The 16,320-nt window shown below is 35.3% G+C and carries 23 protein-coding genes; 1 reads left to right on the top strand and 22 read right to left on the bottom strand.

Translation table 11 applies throughout. The features are described 5' to 3' along the window. Positions 1-265: 265 nt before the first annotated feature. The 19 genes from rplS to M0Q20_RS09270 all read right to left on the bottom strand — a co-directional run bounded on the left by rplS (position 266) and on the right by M0Q20_RS09270 (position 13,912). Entirely contained in the window at positions 266-625 is a 360-nt protein-coding gene (gene rplS, locus M0Q20_RS09360) for a 50S ribosomal protein L19 (protein ID WP_295061014.1), read from the bottom strand. Continuing rightward, the gene (gene trmD, locus M0Q20_RS09355; RefSeq protein ID WP_295061011.1) at positions 615-1,319 is read right to left on the bottom strand and encodes a tRNA (guanosine(37)-N1)-methyltransferase TrmD; all 705 of its coding nucleotides are present in this window, start codon (positions 1,317-1,319) and stop codon (positions 615-617) included. The genes rplS and trmD overlap by 11 nt, the downstream gene beginning before the upstream one ends. After that, a complete protein-coding gene (gene rimM, locus M0Q20_RS09350; RefSeq protein WP_295061008.1) occupies positions 1,319-1,882 on the bottom strand; it encodes a ribosome maturation factor RimM in 564 nt (187 codons plus the stop codon). Before rimM ends, trmD begins: the two co-directional genes overlap by 1 nt. Continuing rightward, complete coding sequence (locus tag M0Q20_RS09345) at positions 1,879-2,118, bottom strand: KH domain-containing protein (RefSeq protein WP_295061005.1); 240 nt, start codon at positions 2,116-2,118, stop codon at positions 1,879-1,881. The genes rimM and M0Q20_RS09345 overlap by 4 nt, the downstream gene beginning before the upstream one ends. Position 2,119: 1 nt before the next feature. After that, on the bottom strand, positions 2,120-2,347 hold the full coding sequence (gene rpsP / locus M0Q20_RS09340; protein WP_295061002.1) for a 30S ribosomal protein S16: 228 nt from the start codon (positions 2,345-2,347) through the stop codon (positions 2,120-2,122). Positions 2,348-2,649: 302 nt separating this feature from the next. Further along, positions 2,650-3,996, bottom strand: a complete 1,347-nt coding sequence (ffh, locus tag M0Q20_RS09335; RefSeq protein ID WP_295061000.1) for a signal recognition particle protein — start codon at positions 3,994-3,996, stop codon at positions 2,650-2,652. A gap of 43 nt (positions 3,997-4,039) precedes the next feature. Beyond that, positions 4,040-4,492, bottom strand: a complete 453-nt coding sequence (locus tag M0Q20_RS09330; protein WP_295060997.1) for a YaiI/YqxD family protein — start codon at positions 4,490-4,492, stop codon at positions 4,040-4,042. Further along, positions 4,492-4,749, bottom strand: a complete 258-nt coding sequence (locus tag M0Q20_RS09325; RefSeq protein WP_295060993.1) for a GIY-YIG nuclease family protein — start codon at positions 4,747-4,749, stop codon at positions 4,492-4,494. Before M0Q20_RS09325 ends, M0Q20_RS09330 begins: the two co-directional genes overlap by 1 nt. Beyond that, on the bottom strand, positions 4,742-5,476 hold the full coding sequence (locus M0Q20_RS09320) for an RNA pseudouridine synthase (protein ID WP_295060990.1): 735 nt from the start codon (positions 5,474-5,476) through the stop codon (positions 4,742-4,744). Before M0Q20_RS09320 ends, M0Q20_RS09325 begins: the two co-directional genes overlap by 8 nt. A gap of 1 nt (position 5,477) precedes the next feature. Beyond that, positions 5,478-6,647 carry a lipid IV(A) 3-deoxy-D-manno-octulosonic acid transferase gene (gene waaA / locus M0Q20_RS09315; RefSeq protein ID WP_295060986.1) on the bottom strand — a complete coding sequence of 390 codons (1,170 nt, stop codon included), beginning with the start codon at positions 6,645-6,647 and terminating at the stop codon, positions 5,478-5,480. A gap of 2 nt (positions 6,648-6,649) precedes the next feature. Next, positions 6,650-7,363, bottom strand: coding sequence for a C4-type zinc ribbon domain-containing protein (locus M0Q20_RS09310; protein ID WP_295060983.1), 714 nt, complete (start codon positions 7,361-7,363; stop codon positions 6,650-6,652). 35 nt (positions 7,364-7,398) lie between these two features. Further along, complete coding sequence (locus tag M0Q20_RS09305; RefSeq protein ID WP_295060980.1) at positions 7,399-8,121, bottom strand: Nif3-like dinuclear metal center hexameric protein; 723 nt, start codon at positions 8,119-8,121, stop codon at positions 7,399-7,401. 9 nt (positions 8,122-8,130) lie between these two features. Continuing rightward, positions 8,131-8,700, bottom strand: a complete 570-nt coding sequence (locus tag M0Q20_RS09300; protein WP_295060977.1) for a tetratricopeptide repeat protein — start codon at positions 8,698-8,700, stop codon at positions 8,131-8,133. Next, a complete protein-coding gene (locus M0Q20_RS09295; protein ID WP_295060974.1) occupies positions 8,697-9,563 on the bottom strand; it encodes a M23 family metallopeptidase in 867 nt (288 codons plus the stop codon). The genes M0Q20_RS09300 and M0Q20_RS09295 overlap by 4 nt, the downstream gene beginning before the upstream one ends. Further along, a complete protein-coding gene (gene smpB / locus M0Q20_RS09290) occupies positions 9,563-10,015 on the bottom strand; it encodes an SsrA-binding protein SmpB (protein ID WP_295060971.1) in 453 nt (150 codons plus the stop codon). The genes M0Q20_RS09295 and smpB overlap by 1 nt, the downstream gene beginning before the upstream one ends. Positions 10,016-10,018: 3 nt before the next feature. After that, the gene (locus tag M0Q20_RS09285) at positions 10,019-10,810 is read right to left on the bottom strand and encodes a 4-(cytidine 5'-diphospho)-2-C-methyl-D-erythritol kinase (RefSeq protein ID WP_295060968.1); all 792 of its coding nucleotides are present in this window, start codon (positions 10,808-10,810) and stop codon (positions 10,019-10,021) included. An 11-nt stretch (positions 10,811-10,821) separates the two neighbouring features. After that, positions 10,822-11,052 (bottom strand): carbon storage regulator CsrA, encoded by a 231-nt coding sequence (gene csrA, locus M0Q20_RS09280; RefSeq protein ID WP_295060965.1) that lies wholly within the window; start codon positions 11,050-11,052, stop codon positions 10,822-10,824. After that, positions 11,046-11,867: a tRNA pseudouridine(55) synthase TruB gene (gene truB / locus M0Q20_RS09275; RefSeq protein WP_295060962.1), complete on the bottom strand. Its 822-nt coding sequence runs from the start codon at positions 11,865-11,867 to the stop codon at positions 11,046-11,048. Before truB ends, csrA begins: the two co-directional genes overlap by 7 nt. Beyond that, positions 11,864-13,912: an ATP-dependent helicase gene (locus tag M0Q20_RS09270; protein ID WP_295060959.1), complete on the bottom strand. Its 2,049-nt coding sequence runs from the start codon at positions 13,910-13,912 to the stop codon at positions 11,864-11,866. The genes truB and M0Q20_RS09270 overlap by 4 nt, the downstream gene beginning before the upstream one ends. 128 nt (positions 13,913-14,040) lie before the next feature. Here M0Q20_RS09270 and M0Q20_RS09265 point away from each other — a divergent pair, with 128 nt between their 5' ends. Then, complete coding sequence (locus M0Q20_RS09265; protein WP_295060956.1) at positions 14,041-14,943, top strand: LysR family transcriptional regulator; 903 nt, start codon at positions 14,041-14,043, stop codon at positions 14,941-14,943. Positions 14,944-14,951: 8 nt separating this feature from the next. Here the strand turns inward: M0Q20_RS09265 and M0Q20_RS09260 are convergent, their stop codons facing one another. From M0Q20_RS09260 to M0Q20_RS09250, 3 genes are all read right to left on the bottom strand, one after another. Further along, positions 14,952-15,413 carry a hypothetical protein gene (locus tag M0Q20_RS09260; RefSeq protein ID WP_295060954.1) on the bottom strand — a complete coding sequence of 154 codons (462 nt, stop codon included), beginning with the start codon at positions 15,411-15,413 and terminating at the stop codon, positions 14,952-14,954. Then, the gene (locus M0Q20_RS09255; RefSeq protein WP_295060950.1) at positions 15,407-16,006 is read right to left on the bottom strand and encodes an aminotransferase class IV family protein; all 600 of its coding nucleotides are present in this window, start codon (positions 16,004-16,006) and stop codon (positions 15,407-15,409) included. The genes M0Q20_RS09260 and M0Q20_RS09255 overlap by 7 nt, the downstream gene beginning before the upstream one ends. Then, on the bottom strand, positions 15,999-16,320 hold a 322-nt coding region (locus tag M0Q20_RS09250), incomplete at its 5' end, for a pyridoxal-phosphate dependent enzyme (RefSeq protein WP_295060948.1). The genes M0Q20_RS09255 and M0Q20_RS09250, both read right to left, overlap by 8 nt.

Genomic DNA, 16,320 nt, shown 5'->3' with positions numbered 1-16,320 from the left:
GCTTGCGTAGAAATTTCGTTTCACTCATTTTGTGGAGGGGAATTATAGGCAAGTTAGGCTTATTTATTTCTTAATTAGTGTGAGAGTTTTTGAAGAATCTCTATATTGCACTTTTATGGGTGCTTTTGTGGTTTATAAAAATTTAAATATATACTTTTTTCAGAGATATGTTTTTAAAAAGAAAATTAATTGTTGTTGATTATATAGTATAAAAAGGGAAGGTATTAAACTTATCGTCTAAGATACGAAAGTAAAACTTAGAAGATTATTTTCTTCTAAGTTCTTTAATACGAGCTGCTTTACCTGCAAGATCACGTAAATAAAACAGTTTAGCACGACGAACACGACCACGACGAACAACTGTTATCTCATTAATTGAATCAGAGTAAATTGGAAAAATTCTTTCAATTCCAACAGAATTAGCGCCTATTTTGCGAACTGTAATAGTTTGACCTGTACCTTGACCTCTTTTTGCTATACAAACGCCCTCGTAGTTTTGAATACGAGACTTGTCACCTTCTTTAATTGTTACTGCTAAACGAACAGTATCACCAGCACGAAAATCTGGAATATTTTTCTCAGATGTTTGTGCTTTTTCAAAGTTTTCTATGTACTTATTTCTCATAAGATTTCCTTGTTCTATGCTTTAAAAGCTGCTCTGGTCTGAAGAATTTAGTCTTACACTCAGACAAAGCTAATTTTAGTGAGCGAATTTTACTGTGATTTCCCTTTAAGTATTCTGATGTAACACTATAGTTTTTATAATTTTGTGGCTTAGTGAATGCGGGGGCCTCTAATAGTTCATTCTCAAAGCTCTCTATACTTAATGAGTCACTATTTCCAAGCACACCATCTATATTTCTTGAAACTGCATCACATACTACCAAAGAGGCAAGCTCCCCTCCAGTTAATATGTAATCGCCAATACTAAAGAGTTCATCAGCGTACTTCTCTATGACTCGCTCATCAATTCCCTCATATCTTCCGCTCACAAAAGCTATATGGCTCTTTTTTGCTAATCTTTTAGCATCATTTTGTCTAAAAGGTTTTGCAACGGGAGTTAAGAAAACTATATGAACATCTTTATCTTTAGCTATTAATTCATCTAAAGAGTCAAAAAGTGGCTGAGGACTCATAACCATTCCGGCTCCCCCGCCAACTGAAGTGTCATCAACTTTATTGTGTTTAGATTCACTAAAATCTCTAGGATTTAAGTACTCTATATCTAAAATATTTTTTTCGATTGCGCGCTTAAGTATAGAGTCTTGGAAGTATCCCTCGACTATATTTTGAAATAGTGTAACAAAAGTAAATTTCATTATGAAGCTTCTAGAATATCCATAGCACCGCTAAGGGTTATAATTTTTTTTTCTATATCCACACTAACTCTAAACGGTTCTTGAAATGGAATTAAAAAACTTTTAGCATAACCTTCTTTTACTAGACTCTCATCAGTGTGTATATTTAGGTAATTAGTTATTGCAATTCTCTCAACTTCATAAACTTTACCTAAAAGCTTTTTATCTTCAAAAACTTCACAATCTTCAAGATCAAACCAAAAATATTCACCATCTTCTAAATGGCAGTTTTTTCTTGTCTCTTCTCTTGTTGTGAAAAGTTTTGCGTTAGTATATTTTTTAGCATCTTCAATACTCTCTATTCCGGCAATTTTAATTGTGCCTCTCTCAAGATTTACATCATTGAGAGTTATCACTTTTTTTAGGTTTGTAAAAAAAGTTGCACCGTTTTGAAACTGCTCCGGGAAATCAGATTTATCGTGGAGTTTCATATCGCCTTTTATACCGACAGTTTTGCCGATAGTTGCGACATGAAGAAGTTGTTCTTGTTGTACCCCAAGGGCTTTTGTTTGCTTATCGCTCACTTCACTGCTTCGACATTGATGCGGTAACTTACGCCATCTTTAGCTTTACAGCCTGATATAACAGTTTTAATCGCACCAATCATCTTACCCTCTTTACCAATTAGCTTACCGATATCAGCTTGATTAGCATAGAGAAGAATCTCAGTATTTTCATCGCCCTCTTTAATCTCAACTCTTACATCATCTGGGTGAGATGCTATAAGTCTTGCAAATCCAGCGACAAAATCAGCTATCATCTTAGCGACCAGTTATTTTTTTAACACGGTCACTCATTTGAGCACCGTTACTTAACCAGTAATCTAATCTTTCATTGTCAACAACTAAAGTTTTCTCATCATTCATTGGATTATAGTGCCCAATTAGCTCAATCCAACCGCCATCTCTACGTTTACGGCTATCTGTTACCGCGATACGGTAAAATGGTTGTTTTTTTCTTCCCATACGAGTAAGTCTAATTACTGTCATATTATTTCCTAATATATTATTTTAAAAAAACATGAACAAAGTCCATCTTTCTACGTTAGCCGCTATGGCACTAAAGATATTTCGCAAGAAATATTAATAAAATGTTTGGAGGTTTTTTTGCAGAATAAAATATACTATGAAGTTTTATTGTGCCTCTTACCGCCGTCGAATAAATAATTTTATACGATATGCGTATTATGCTTTTATAAGCACCTTCTAATCACAGAGGGATTATTTCAGAAGTTATTACGATGGCGGAATTATACTATTTTTAAAACAAAACGTCAAGAGTCTTGAGACTTCTATCTTGGTATAGCTCCGGAACCACCCATCTGACCCATCATTGCTTGAAGATCTTTCATCCCATTTTTGCCTGAAAGTCTTTTTGCCATTTTACCGGCATTTTTGAACTGCTTTATCATTCGGTTAATCTCTACTATCTCTAAACCGCAACCTTTTGCGATTCTTCCTTTACGGGAGTTGTTTAATAGATCTGGGTCTTCTCTCTCTTTAGCTGTCATGGATGAGACCATTGCTTTTATGTTTTTAAGTTCACTTGAATTTTCCATATCGAAGTTCTTTAAAGCCTTTGACATATCACCCATACCAGGTATCATCCCCATAAGTGATTTCATGCTGCCCATCTTCTTCATTGACTCCATCTGCTCTAAAAAGTCATTAAAATTAAACTTACCTTTTTTTATCTTTTGAGTTAGTTTTTTAGCTTGTTTCTCATCTATAACATTAGCAGTTTTTTCAGCTAACCCCTCAATGTCTCCAAAACCCATAAGACGGTTTACGACACGCTCAGGCATAAAAACTTCCAAATCTTGCATCTTCTCACCGCTACCGATAAAACGAAGTGGAACTTGTACTTGAGATGAAAGACCTAAAGCAACTCCACCTTTAGAGTCACCGTCATATTTACTTAAGATAACACCGTCAATTCCGATTTTCTCTTTAAAACTCGAAGCTGTACGAACCGCATCTTGACCGGTAAGAGAATCTGCTACATAAAATATCTCACTAGGATTTGCAGCTCTCTTAACAGCTTCAAGCTCATCCATAAGTTCATCATCAATTGCTAAACGACCTGCCGTATCTATAAGTACAACATCATAAATTCCGCTTTTTGCTTTTTTTAGCGCTGCATTTACTACCTCAACAGGATTTTTTGTTGATTCGTCTTCATATAACTCTACTTCTATTTGAGTAGTAATTTGACGAAGCTGTTCAACCGCAGCAAGACGCTGCAGGTCGGCTGCTACTACTAAAACTTTTTTTTGTCTATTTTTTAGATAATTTGCCAGTTTTCCGGTTGTAGTTGTTTTACCGGAACCTTGAAGTCCCGTCATGAGAATAACAGTCGGAGGATTTGGAGCAAATGTAAAACCTTTGTTTCCACCAACTTCTAAAAGCTCATAAAGAGTAGTTCTTAAAGCGTCTAGAAACTGATCTTTACCGATTCCGCTTGCCTTAGTATCTAGCTCGACTTTTGCTATTAGCTCTTTTACTACTTTGTGGTTTACATCTGCTTTTAAAAGTGATTTTTTTAGCTCATTAAGTGCTTTAGAAAGTGCCTTCTCATCATCAAATGTGCGAATCTTCTTTATAGCCGCCGTAAATGAACTTGTCAATGTATCAAACATAAAATACCTTCTGTAAGTGAGTGTAATTTTTTTGGATTATAACTTAATTTTTATAATGCTTAGTTAAAAATGCGTTTAGTTGGTTTGCAAAAGATTGGGCGTCTTTCTGGGAAAAAGGCTTTGGACCTTTAGTTATCTCCCCGCTCTCACGAATTTTTTCCATCAAATTTCTCATAGCAAGATAGTGTTTAATATTATCAACACTATAGAGTTCGCCTCTATGATCTATTGCATGCGCATTTTTACTTATAACTCTGTCTGCTAGCGGTATATCAGCTGTTATAACCAAATCACTCTCATTTATCATCTTGACAATCTGATGGTCAGCTTCATCAGCTCCTAAATCCACTATCATGTAGGTAAATAAATCTGATTTTCCGATACTTATCTTTTTATTTGCTACAACTGTTGTCTGAATATTTAAACGTTGAATTTGTTTAAAGAGTATAGGTTTGAGGAGATTTGGAAAAGCATCACCATCGACAAAAATCTGCACTATTTTATTAACTTTAGTTTTTGAATTCTAGATAGTTTTTTAATCTCATGCTCTCTTTTAGAGGCACTGCTTTTATCTTCACAGCCCTCAGAGTAGATTAGTTCTACCGGTCTTCTTATGCGGGTATATTTTGCGCCCTTTGCTGAGTTGTTATGCTCATCAACTCTTCTAATAAGGTCTGTCGTTATGCCTGTATAGAGACTCTCATCACTACATTTTAAGATATAGATATGCCATAAACTCTTTTGCTTATTCAAAGTTGACAAATGCCTTTGGCTCCGGTGCTGTAAATTCCATATCAAACAGTCTTACTTTATAAGCATGAAGCATAACGCGCTTTGCACGTCTACCGCCGTACTGCTCATCACCGACTATCGGATGCTCTATATATCTTAAGTGAGTTCTTATTTGATGTGTTCTTCCATGATGGATAATACATTTGACTTTAGTTTTATTTGCACTTACCAAATCTGGAAAAACCTCAGTTCTTGCAGGTTTTCCTTTTGCTGATACGTTTGATGTTGCACGGTTGTTTTTCTTAGTTGTAACTATAGGTTTATCTATATCAACCGGTTCACTTAAAATTCCCTCTATCCAAGCAATGTACTCTTTGTAGACTCTATCTTTTTTAAATTCTTGTATAGCTTTTTGGCGAAACTCTTCATTTTTAACAAGCATTAAAACACCGCTTGTTTCACGATCTAGTCTATGCAAAAGTACGGCAGGTTTAAACTGCCTCTGTATCTCGTCTGAGTTTACGTGCGCAGGTTTATCCAAAACAATCAAATCATCATTTTCAAAAATAGGCTTTATCTTCTCTATCTTTTCAACTCTGAAGGTTGTTTTCGTATCAATATCCCCGCGAGCTATCATCACTTTTTTATTACCAACGTAGACCAAACCGCGATCTATCATCGACTTTGCGGCAGAGTTTGAGATACCCTCTTGTGTTGCTAATAGTTTATACGCTTTTTCTAGTGCCATATTAAATTGGCTCCTTTATTTTGTTTATTACAGGTTTTAAGTCTATCTTCTCTTTAACCATACTTGGTGGCAAATCTCGACTTGCTATAAGCGCTTTATGAATCTCATCTCTCTCAACATATTGAACATGATAGACATATTTAAAAAGCTCCCTTTGGTGAAAAAAGTGTTTTCCGGTAATTATTTTACACCCAAAGTAAGCGGGCTCAAGAGGATTGTGACCACCGACATCACTCCTAAATGCACCGCCTAAAATAGCTATGTCACTGATTGCGTATATATTATTTAACTCGCCCATAGCATCAACCAAAACCATATCTGAGCTAAAATTTTTCTCTTGTGAAAATCTTGCTAATGTTAGAGAATTTTCATCTGCATATCTCTTCATAAGTTCATAAACAGCTTCAAATCTCTCTGGGTGCCTTGGAACTATGGCAAGTTTTGCACTGCTTTGCTTTTTATACTCTACAAACGACTTCAACACACTCTCTTCTTCGCTCTCATGCGTGCTTCCGGCAACTATTAGCTCATCCTGAGGTTTTTTATAATCTTTTGTTTTTGTTATTTTTGCTGCTAACTTAATATTGCCGATAACTTCAATATTTTTAGCACCAAGGGCTAAAAAACGATTTTTATCAGCTTCACTCTGAGCGTAGATTATCTCAACATTTGAGAGCAATTTTTTGTAAAACCAAGCAAATTGGAGATATTTTTTAGCACTTTTCTCAGAGATACGTGAATTTAAAAGTATTACTCTTGTTCCTCTTGCTCGCATAGTGCTAAAGAGCATAAACCAAAATTCCGCCTCTAAAACTACTAAAACCTTCTGCTTTTTAGCCCAAAAGGGTAAAAACATCTCATACGGCAAATATCTTACTTCCGCATCATACCTTCTAGCTAGTGCCTGTCCCGTATGCGTTATCGTAGTTATCTTTATATCTTGGTCTTTTAGTAACTCTAATACCGGTCCCAAAGCTCTTGTTTCACCTAAAGAACATACATGGAACCAAACTCCATTACCGTTTTTAAATTTTGAATTTTTAAATAGAAAAAAGCGAGCCGGAATAGACTCTCTGTATTTTTGTTTAAACGAGAGATAAATAAGAAGCGGCAGTGCAACTAAATAGAGCACTACGCTTAAGATGAAGTATAAAAGAGTAAATGGCTTCAAGCCTACTCTTCGTTAGCTTCCATGTAGAGAATACGTCCGCAATGTGGACAAGTTGTAATCTCCTCAGCCTTTATAACATCTGCATAAATCTTATCGTTGATAACCATATGACAACCCATGCAAGCTTGTTCTTCTACCGCTACAACAGTTGTGTTTTTAGCCCATCTACGAATTTTTTGATAAAATGCAAGACCTTTTTGATTCATCTCAGATATTAATTTCTCTTTTTTTACAAATACTTCTTGGCGAGACTTGTTGATTACTTCTAGTTTTTCATCAACATTAACTTTAATAGTAGCTAAGCTAGCATCTAACTCTTTAAGAGATTTTTTTGCCGCTTCTGCTTGTTCTGTTTTTAAAGCGATAACTCTCTCAAGTCTCTCAATCTCTTCATTTGCAAAAGTTATCTGCTCTTTGGCAATCTCCTCTTCTAGTTGAAGAGATTTCATCTCACGTTCAGTTTTTACTTCAGAACTTTTTTTGGAGTTATCTTCAAGTTTTTGAGAAAGCTCTTGTAGATGAATTTCATTTTTTTTCTTTTTGACTTCCTCTTCACTAATCTCTTTTGTTAAATTTTCAATATCAGAATCGATACTCTGCTTCTTCGCTTGTACTGCCTCTAGTTTACTATTTGCTTCTTCAATTTGTGGTTCAAAAGCATCTATCTCTTTGTCAATTTGTGATAGGTCAATTAGCTGTTTTAGATGTAAATTCATTAATCTCCTTTGGATTAAATAGTTGTGCCGATTGCTTAAATATAAGTAAAAGGGTTCTTTGATGATGAAATTATAGCTTCTAAACCTAAATTTTTCAAATGTTTAAGTAAAATCTCTGCAAAAAAGTGTTCACTCTCAAAATGCCCTATATCTATTATCGATAAATTTATGCTTTTTGCCTCCATCGCATCGTGATACTTAACGTCCCCGGTTAAAAAGCAGTCAGCCTCTATGGATTTAATCAAAGAGCACCCTGAGCCAGTTGTAAGAGCAGCTCTTTTTACTCTCTGTGAACTTTTAACACATCTTGCATGCGGAAGAGAAAATGCAGTTGCAACTTTTTTTGCAAAAACATCAAAATCCTCATCTATATCTAGATATGCTATAAATCCATCTTTTTGGGCAATTTTATAACCTAGAATCTCGGTGGCTACATACTCATTTAGGTGTGTTTGGTCAAAATTTGTATGCATGGAGATATTTGAAATATTTTTTTGTATCATCTTTTGAATTAGATTTGCCGGATATTTACTAAACTCTAACTGCTTAAGTCCTCCAAAAATTAGAGGATGATGAGTTATTAGAAGAGTGTTCTCCTCCATAGACTCTATTAGACTCTCATCAACATCTATGCTAAGGACTATCTTTTGAACTTCTTGATTAAAATCTCCAAGCAGCAGACCTGAGTTATCCCAACTCTCTTGAAGTTCAAAGGGAGATAGCTTATTTAAAAAATCATATATCTCAGATATTTTCATCTTAGCCTCCTAGCTCAGTTTCTGCAACTCTTCTTTTGCCTCGCTGAAGTCTGGATTTATCTCAATAGCTTTTTTATACATCTCTCTAGCTTCATCCGGATGCTTCATGTCGACTAAAAGATTTCCGTAGTTATAGTATGTCACGGCATTATTATTGTTTATATTTAAAGAGTCGCTAAGGTGCATTTTTGCAGATACAAACTCCTTATTTGCTCTATAGATACTTGCTATTGAGTTATGAATATACTCATTGTTTTTATCTTTTTGCAGCGCCTCTTTATAGTAATTTAGTGCTTCATCTCTATCGCCCAAATTTTCTAAAATATAACCCATCTTAAACAAAACTTCAGCATCTTGTGACTCTTTTGCGTTAGCTTCTACAAAGAAATCTAATGCCGCTTGCATATCCCCGTTATCAAATGCTTCATTACCCTTAACAACTAAGGATACGGGGTCAAATGAAGATGCCCTATTTGGCTCTTTTTCCGGTTCTGTATCCTGAAGTGTTTGAATATGTTCATAAACTTTAAATGCAAAAAATGCCGAAGCACCAAGCATAATAATCTGAAATAGTGTCATTTTATACCTTTTAATAAATTTTTATTTATCAGCTCTATAAACTGAAGTGGGTCAACTTGTTGGGCGGCTACTCTTATACCAAAATGAAGATGCGGACCCGTAACTCTACCGCTGCTTCCTGATAATCCTATAGGTTCGCCTCTTCTTATCATATCACCCTCTTTGACGTCAAGCTTGCTCATGTGAAAGTAGCATGAGTAGATACCATGCCCATGGTCTATAACAACAGAACCACCCGAGTAGAACCTATCTTTTGCCAAGACAATCTTCCCGCTATTGCTTGCCATCAAGGGCGTACCGTCACTCGCTCTAAAATCCGTCCCGCCATGATAACCCTTAAGTGAGCCGTTATAAACTCTTGCTTTTCCGAAGTCACTTGTGATTTTACTATTAAGTGGCACAATAAACTCTGATGATATATAGCTATGCTCTGTTTTTTTATTATAAATCTCCATAGCTTCTGCGTACTCTTTTGATGCTCTTTTTCTATCATTTTCACTCAAGATAACCTTTGAGCTATCTACACTAAGGGTCTCTTTTTCATAATTCGCATCTTTAATATCAAAGAAGATAGTTTTGCTTTTTAGTTCATTGTCTTGCGTATAGAATATCTCCACTTTTTTATCTGAAGGTTTTTCATAATAATTAATAGGTATTAGCACATAAAATTTCTTACTATCTAGCGGATTGTTAAAAATTTCATATCGCTGTTTATCGACTACAATATTTTTATAACTGATACTACTCTCTTTTTTAAACTCCAAAAGAGCTGTTTTTCCGTTTGAAACGGTAGCGTTTGCTACTTTTATATCAAGTGCAAAAATGCTACATGCAAAAAGAAGAACAAGAGAAAAAAACCTCATCAATAATCCTTCATAGAGCGCTCTATGTCACGCTTCATATCTTTCTCTTTAAGATCATTTCTTTTATCATGCAGCTGCTTTCCTTTTGCAATGGCAATCTGTATTTTTACTATATTTCTATCGTTAAAATAGAGCTGCAGAGGAACTACCGTATAGCCATCTTTTTCAACAGCTTTTATCATCTTTGCTATCTGTTTTTTATGCAAAAGCAGTTTTCTACTGCCTCTCTCTTCATGTGAATAGAAGTGATGAGTCGTCTCAAGTCTGCCTATGTGAGCATTGAAAAGAAATGCTTCGCCTTGTACAAAACGTATAAAACTATCTTTTAGATTTACGCGCCCTGCTCTTATAGCTTTTATCTCACTTCCCTTAAGAACTAAGCCTGCCTCAAACTTCTCTTCTAAAAAATAATCAAAATAGGCTTTTTTGTTTTTTGCTATTGTTTTACCCATCGCCTATTTTCTCCTCTCTTTAACTCTAAAAAAACTGCTTCCGCTTCCGCTGAAATAATATCCATGTCTGTAATAATTTTTCAACTCTTTATACTCTTGAAGTGCCGGTTTGAAGAGGTCATTTGCCTCATCTGCGCTCATGTTTTTAAGTATATCCAATGACGGGGTTTTTTTCAACCTATCTGCTTCAAATCCATCTACCGGATTGTAAAAATCTTCTCTATATAGCGAATAAACCTTTGGAGTGCTTATCTCCAGTTTTGGAGTAAAAACTTCAAAATCTAAAAGAGGCTCTTTAAACTCTTCTACAACCTCTCCGATTCCACTTACATTTGCACTATCATAACCATAAATAAAAAACGGCACGTCTGCCCCCACCTTTACTCCTGCCGCTGCGAGTTCATTTTGACTCAGTCCAAGATGCAAAACTTCATTGCACATCTTTAAAAATGTAGCCCCATCACTACTTCCACCGCCCAAGCCTGCAAATGCAGGAATCCTTTTATCTACCTTTACTCCATATCTGCTCATTAGGTTTTTTAATAAATCAGCAGACTCTTTATCTAAAATTTTTAGCAGTGCCAGATATGCCTTGTATATAGTGTTTTGCTCAGTCGTACATGAAAATTCACCGATTATCTTAAAACCTTCATCCTCTTGCTTAGCGACAAAAGAGAGCTCATCATAAAGGGAATCAACCCTCATAAATCTTGAGACAATCTCATGGTAATCTCCACGCATGCCGGTGATTTTTAAAAATATATTTACCTTTGCATAAGCTTTGTAAAGCTTCATGTCTATATCTTTTATTTTTTAATAATAGCGCTGAGCATAGTCAAATCATTTAACTCTGTATCTTTAGATGATGCGATATTTGCATCTTTGACATCCTCAAGCAATTCGTTTCTAACAATAGAGACGCTCTTAGGCGCATCAATGCCCAATTTGACAACACCCTTTTCGATAGAGATAATTTTTATAGTAATATCATCTCCAATAACAATAGATTCATCTGTTTTTCTCGATAGTACTAGCATTCAATCCTACCTAATTCATAATTTACTTCTGCGTTTTGTATATTTATAATTGAGATGAAACTACCATTATCAAGCCAATAATATCCATCTTCTTTAATCTCTAAATCATCTAAAGCAAGAACTCTTCCATATTTTAGATTATCGCGCTCTCCATGATAGAAATTTTCTCTAATTTTAAGAGATTTTTTAATATCTAACGCTCTCTCGCCATTATAGCTAAACTCTCCCTCGCTAAGTCTCTCCAAAGCACTAAGACTTCCATACTCTACCCCTAGTCTGCTAGCTATTATAGCTCCTAGTGAACGGATATAAGTCCCCTCTGAAACCGTTGCTTCAAATGTAACAAACGGATGAGAGTAGTGTATAAGTTTTGTTTCATATACTGTAGATTTAATCTTATTTAGAGTAAACTCTACACCCGCACGCGCTAAATCATAAGCTCTCTGCCCGTTTATTTGCTTGGCACTAAATATCGGAGGCTCATACTCAAGAGAACCCTCTAAGGATTTTATAGCGCTTTGTACTTCATCCTCGTTAAACTCTTTTAAAATCTCAACATGCTCAATCATCTCTGTGTCTAAAGAGTCGCTTTTTGCACCAAGCCAGAGAGTAGCACGATAGATTTTAGGTGTTTTATTTAAAAAACGAAACAGTTTTGTATAGCTACCCATCCCGATAAGAAGAACACCCTTTGCAAACGGATCAAGTGTTCCTGAAAAACCGGCCTTTTTTGTTTTATATCTTCTCTTTAGCTTGCTTAAGAAGAGGTTGGAGCTTATGCCTGTTGGTTTATACGCGACAAAGAGCCTGTTCATAATCTTTCAACGAATGATGCCAATATATCTCTCTTTGTGCCGGCAAAATTAATATTTAGTTTAAACTCTCTACCTGATTTGCTGACACCTGTAATCCTGCCTGTGCCAAAGATTTTATGCCTAACCAAATCACCTTTTTTAAAAGCCGTATTTTTCTCAACTATAAGCGAACCTTCGCAAAGTCCTGCTTCATTAAAGAATCTGCTCTTTTGTAAATCACTTCTTCTTCCCTTATAAAACCTACTATCCACATGCGAGAGTGTTAGAGCCTCTTTTGCTCTTGTAAAGGAGACATATCCGAGTCTTCTCTCCTCTTCAAGGTCACTACCGTCACCAACAAGCGGTAAAAAACCCTCTTCCATACCGATAATAAAAATATAATCAAACTCCAGCCCTTTAGAGGCATGAATACTCATCATATAAATACTCTCACCCTCTACCTGATCTTGTTCGCTTTGAAGCGTTAGTTCATTTAAAAACTCATCCAATGAGGAGTCTGGAGAGTTCTTTACAAAGTCTCTAAATAGACCGTAAAACTCATCCATGTTTAAGACTCTCTCTGCTTCATCGGGCATACCTTTATAAATCTCTTTGAGATGAAACGTATCCTCTAAAACATCTATAAAACTATATGTCGATTCAGTTACACTCTTAGCAACAGCCTGAATATCTTTTACAAATTTTTTAAGAGTTTTTGCATTCTTTTTTCTAACAAGCTGCTCTAGTTCAGCAAGTGTGACCTTTTTTATATACTCAAAGATAGAGCTACCGTTTGCATGAGCTGCTAACTCTATCTTATCCACACTTGCTTTGCCCAAACCCCTCTTTGGCTTATTTACTATGCGCTTAAACGAAAAATCATCATGAAAGTTTGTTATAACTCTTATGTAGCTTATAAGATCTTTTATCTCCGCTCTATCATAAAAACGTAGTCCGCCTACAAGCTTATATGCGATACCGGCACGATTAAGCCCATCTTCTATAGAGCGGCTTAAAACATTTACACGGTACAGCACTGCTATATCTTCTGCTTTTACTCCCGAGTCTAAAAGCTTTGTAATTTTTAAAGCGATTTTTCTTGCTTCTTCACTCTCATCACTTGAGTTTAAAACCGTAACATCTTCACCGCTACCGCGTGTAGGAATGAGTTTTTTTCCTAAACGTGAGCGATTATGCTCTATAAGTGCATTTGCAACTTTTAGTATAGGTTCTCGTGAGCGATAATTCTCTTCAAGCTTAAATACCGCCGTATCTTTAAAATCTTGGTCAAACTCCATAATATTTCTTATATGTGCGCCTCTCCAACCATAGATGCTCTGGTCGTCATCCCCTACAACACATAAATTGTTATGAGCACTGCAGAGCTTTTGTAAAAGTTTGAGCTGTAACTCGTTCGTATCTTGATACTCATCTACCATTATGTAACGATACTTCATAGATGTAGCATGAGCAAGTTCATCATTCTCATCTAACAGCTTATAGGTCAATGCTATAAGGTCGTCAAAATCTACTAAATTGTTTTCCAAAAGATACGATTCATACTCCTCATAAACTTTTGCAATCTGCTGATAATTAAATAATTCTGCCTGCTTGTAAGCATCATCAGGACTTAAGAGAGAGCTTTTATATTTTGATATTTCGCTAGCAATAAGAGGAGTCGGTATTTCACTATTTATCTTCTTGATAATGCGTTTTTTATCATCTGTATCAATCACGACAAAATTATTTTCCCTATTTAAGAGATGTATATGGAATTTTAAAAATAGTAATCCAAATTTATGAAAAGTGCATAGAAGCGGAGGGTAAGCAGGATTATCCATCATCAAAGAGGCTCTTTCTCTCATCTCTTTTGCAGCTTTGTTTGTAAAAGTAAGTGTCAAAGTATTTGAAGCTGGAATCCCGACTCCCTCTATGAGATATGCTAAACGAGATATAACAGTAGTAGTCTTTCCGCTTCCCGCACCGGCTAGTATCAACACCGGACCTTCTGTTTTTTTTACGGCATCAGCTTGTGAATCGTTTAATTTACTAAATATTTTTTCCATATCTCTGCCACTACTCTTATTAATTTAAATTATTATAGCCAAAAAGTTATAAATTATTACAAAACTATTGCATTAGTTATAATATTGAGTTATACTTTCGTCTATTATTTAAACTTATAGGAATTATTATGTTAAAAGATTTTGCAAAACTACAAACCTTTTTAATGGTCATAAAAGAGAAAAGTTTTTCAAAAGCATCTGCAAAGCTTGGTATCTCACAACCTGCAGTCACTCAACAGATAAAGTTTATTGAGGATTATCTTGATACTAAAATAGTTGAAAGAAAAAAGAACGGCATACTGCTTACAAAAGAGGGAGAAGATCTCTTTAGAATCGCATCAAGACTTGAAAAAGCAATTGCAAGCAGCGAAAAAGAGCTCTTAAAGATAATAAATAAAGACTTCACTTTTGTTATAGGCTCATCAAATGCCATAGGAAACTATATACTGCCAAATTATCTTAGCGAGATAAAAAAGAGAATAAACAACAATGTCTATATGAATGTCGGTCTCTCATGCGAGATGATAGATCATCTTGAAGACAAAAAAATCGATATAGCTCTTATAGAATCCCCTGTGTTTAGAGACGGAATCATCTATAGAGAGTGGGTTTTAGATGAACTTGTCGTTTTTTCAAACCAGCCTCTTAAAAAACACTTAACGGCAGATGATTTACTTGGATTTGATTGGATATGTAGAGATGAAGGCTCTCATACAAGAAAACTGACAAGTGAAGTCTTCGATGAGATGGGTGTACAGTGTAATAATTTCCAAGTTCTTGGTGTTTTAGGAAGTCCGACTGCTATTAAAGAGTCGATTCTGCATGCTGACCCTACAACAGAGAGACCTGTCGTCTCTGTTATGTCAAAACATGTTATAGCAAATGAGGTTGCTGAGGGAAAACTTTTTGAAGCAAGACTTAAAAACTACAAGATAGAGAGAAATTTTTATATAGCTTACTCAAAAGATAAGAAGCATGATGCATTTGTCGATAATGTCGTAAACTATCTTCTATCTTTAAATAAGGTGTAAACCTCAAGCTACTTTTTGAAAAATTTTGAGTTCTCAGGATTTGATAAAAAGGAAGCCATTGAGTTTTCTACTCCGCCCTTTTGCGCTTTTGTAGTTTGTTTTTTATCCTCATGTTTATAATTTGTTAAATTTATAAGCAGTGGTGTCTCATCTACTATTATCTGCATTATACTAAGCATCGGAACGGTAACAAAACTACCAAAGTTATCGGCTCCAAAACCAGCCTCAAAAACTAGATTATTATCAACTATAGTTGCCGTATCAAAAGTGTATCCGGCAAGAAAAAATAGAGTCATAGGTTTAAACTCTTTGCTTATTTCATTTGGAAGCGGAGGCTCGAAAGTTATCTGCTCTATCTTACATAAGATTCCAAAATTTTGCTCTTTTTCAAAGAGAAGGATTATCAAACTCTCTATATTTTTTTGCATTATTTTTGCAAAATCTCTATCCTCTATTAAGCTCTCTAGCAAAAAATTTCCTTTATGTTTTTTGTAATTATATCAAAATCTATCATAGCATTCATTAGGGCGACTTTAGAGAAGTTTTTTAAATCACTCACGTAGATGCTCTCTTGAAAAATTTTTCCTTCTCTTAGCAACCTCTCTCTTGTCGTACCTATCAAAAGCGGTGATTTAGGAGTAACCCATCTCTTAGAGTCAAAAAAGGCTATATTTGCTATTGTAGTATCCGTAATAAGAGAGTTTTTTACTATCAAAACATCATCACATCCACCCCTTAGCTTATATAGCGCATCAAGCTCATCTCTGCATGCAGATTTCAAGGAGTACTCTATGTTATCATTATAAACAAGCCTTAGAGTCTCTATCTCTCTTTTTTCGTACTTATGGTATGTTACGTTAAAAGTGTGTGGCTCTTTTGACAAATCATATGTTAGGCGACATCTATATGTTCCAATTTTTGGAGGAGTTAAGAGTTCCTTTAGATTTTGAGAATGTTTAATATTGAATTTTTTTAAAACACTCTCATATCTCTCTTGATGATAGGATATATTAAGAATCTCCCCATCAACAGCTTTTATAGTCTCTAAAAATATGCTACTCATCAAAAAGTTCTGTACTTAAGTACCTCTCGCCGGTATCACAAAGAATTGTTAAAAGTGTTTTGCCCTTAAACTCTGCCCTTGAAGCAATCTGCATTGTTGCAAATACATTTGCTCCTGCAGATATACCGACTAGTAGACCCTCTTGGCTTGCTAACATTTTTGCTGTATTTATTGCATCCTCATTGCTTACCTTTACAACTTCATCATATATTGATGTGTCTAATACTTCAGGTATAAATCCTGCACCTATTCCTTGTATAACATGTGGGCCTGCGCACCCTCCTGATAAAACGGCAGAACTCTCAGGCTCAACT

Source organism: Sulfurimonas sp. (genome assembly GCF_023229025.1).
Classification (GTDB): Bacteria; Campylobacterota; Campylobacteria; order Campylobacterales; family Sulfurimonadaceae; genus Sulfurimonas.
This window is presented reverse-complemented; position numbering and strand designations above follow the sequence as displayed.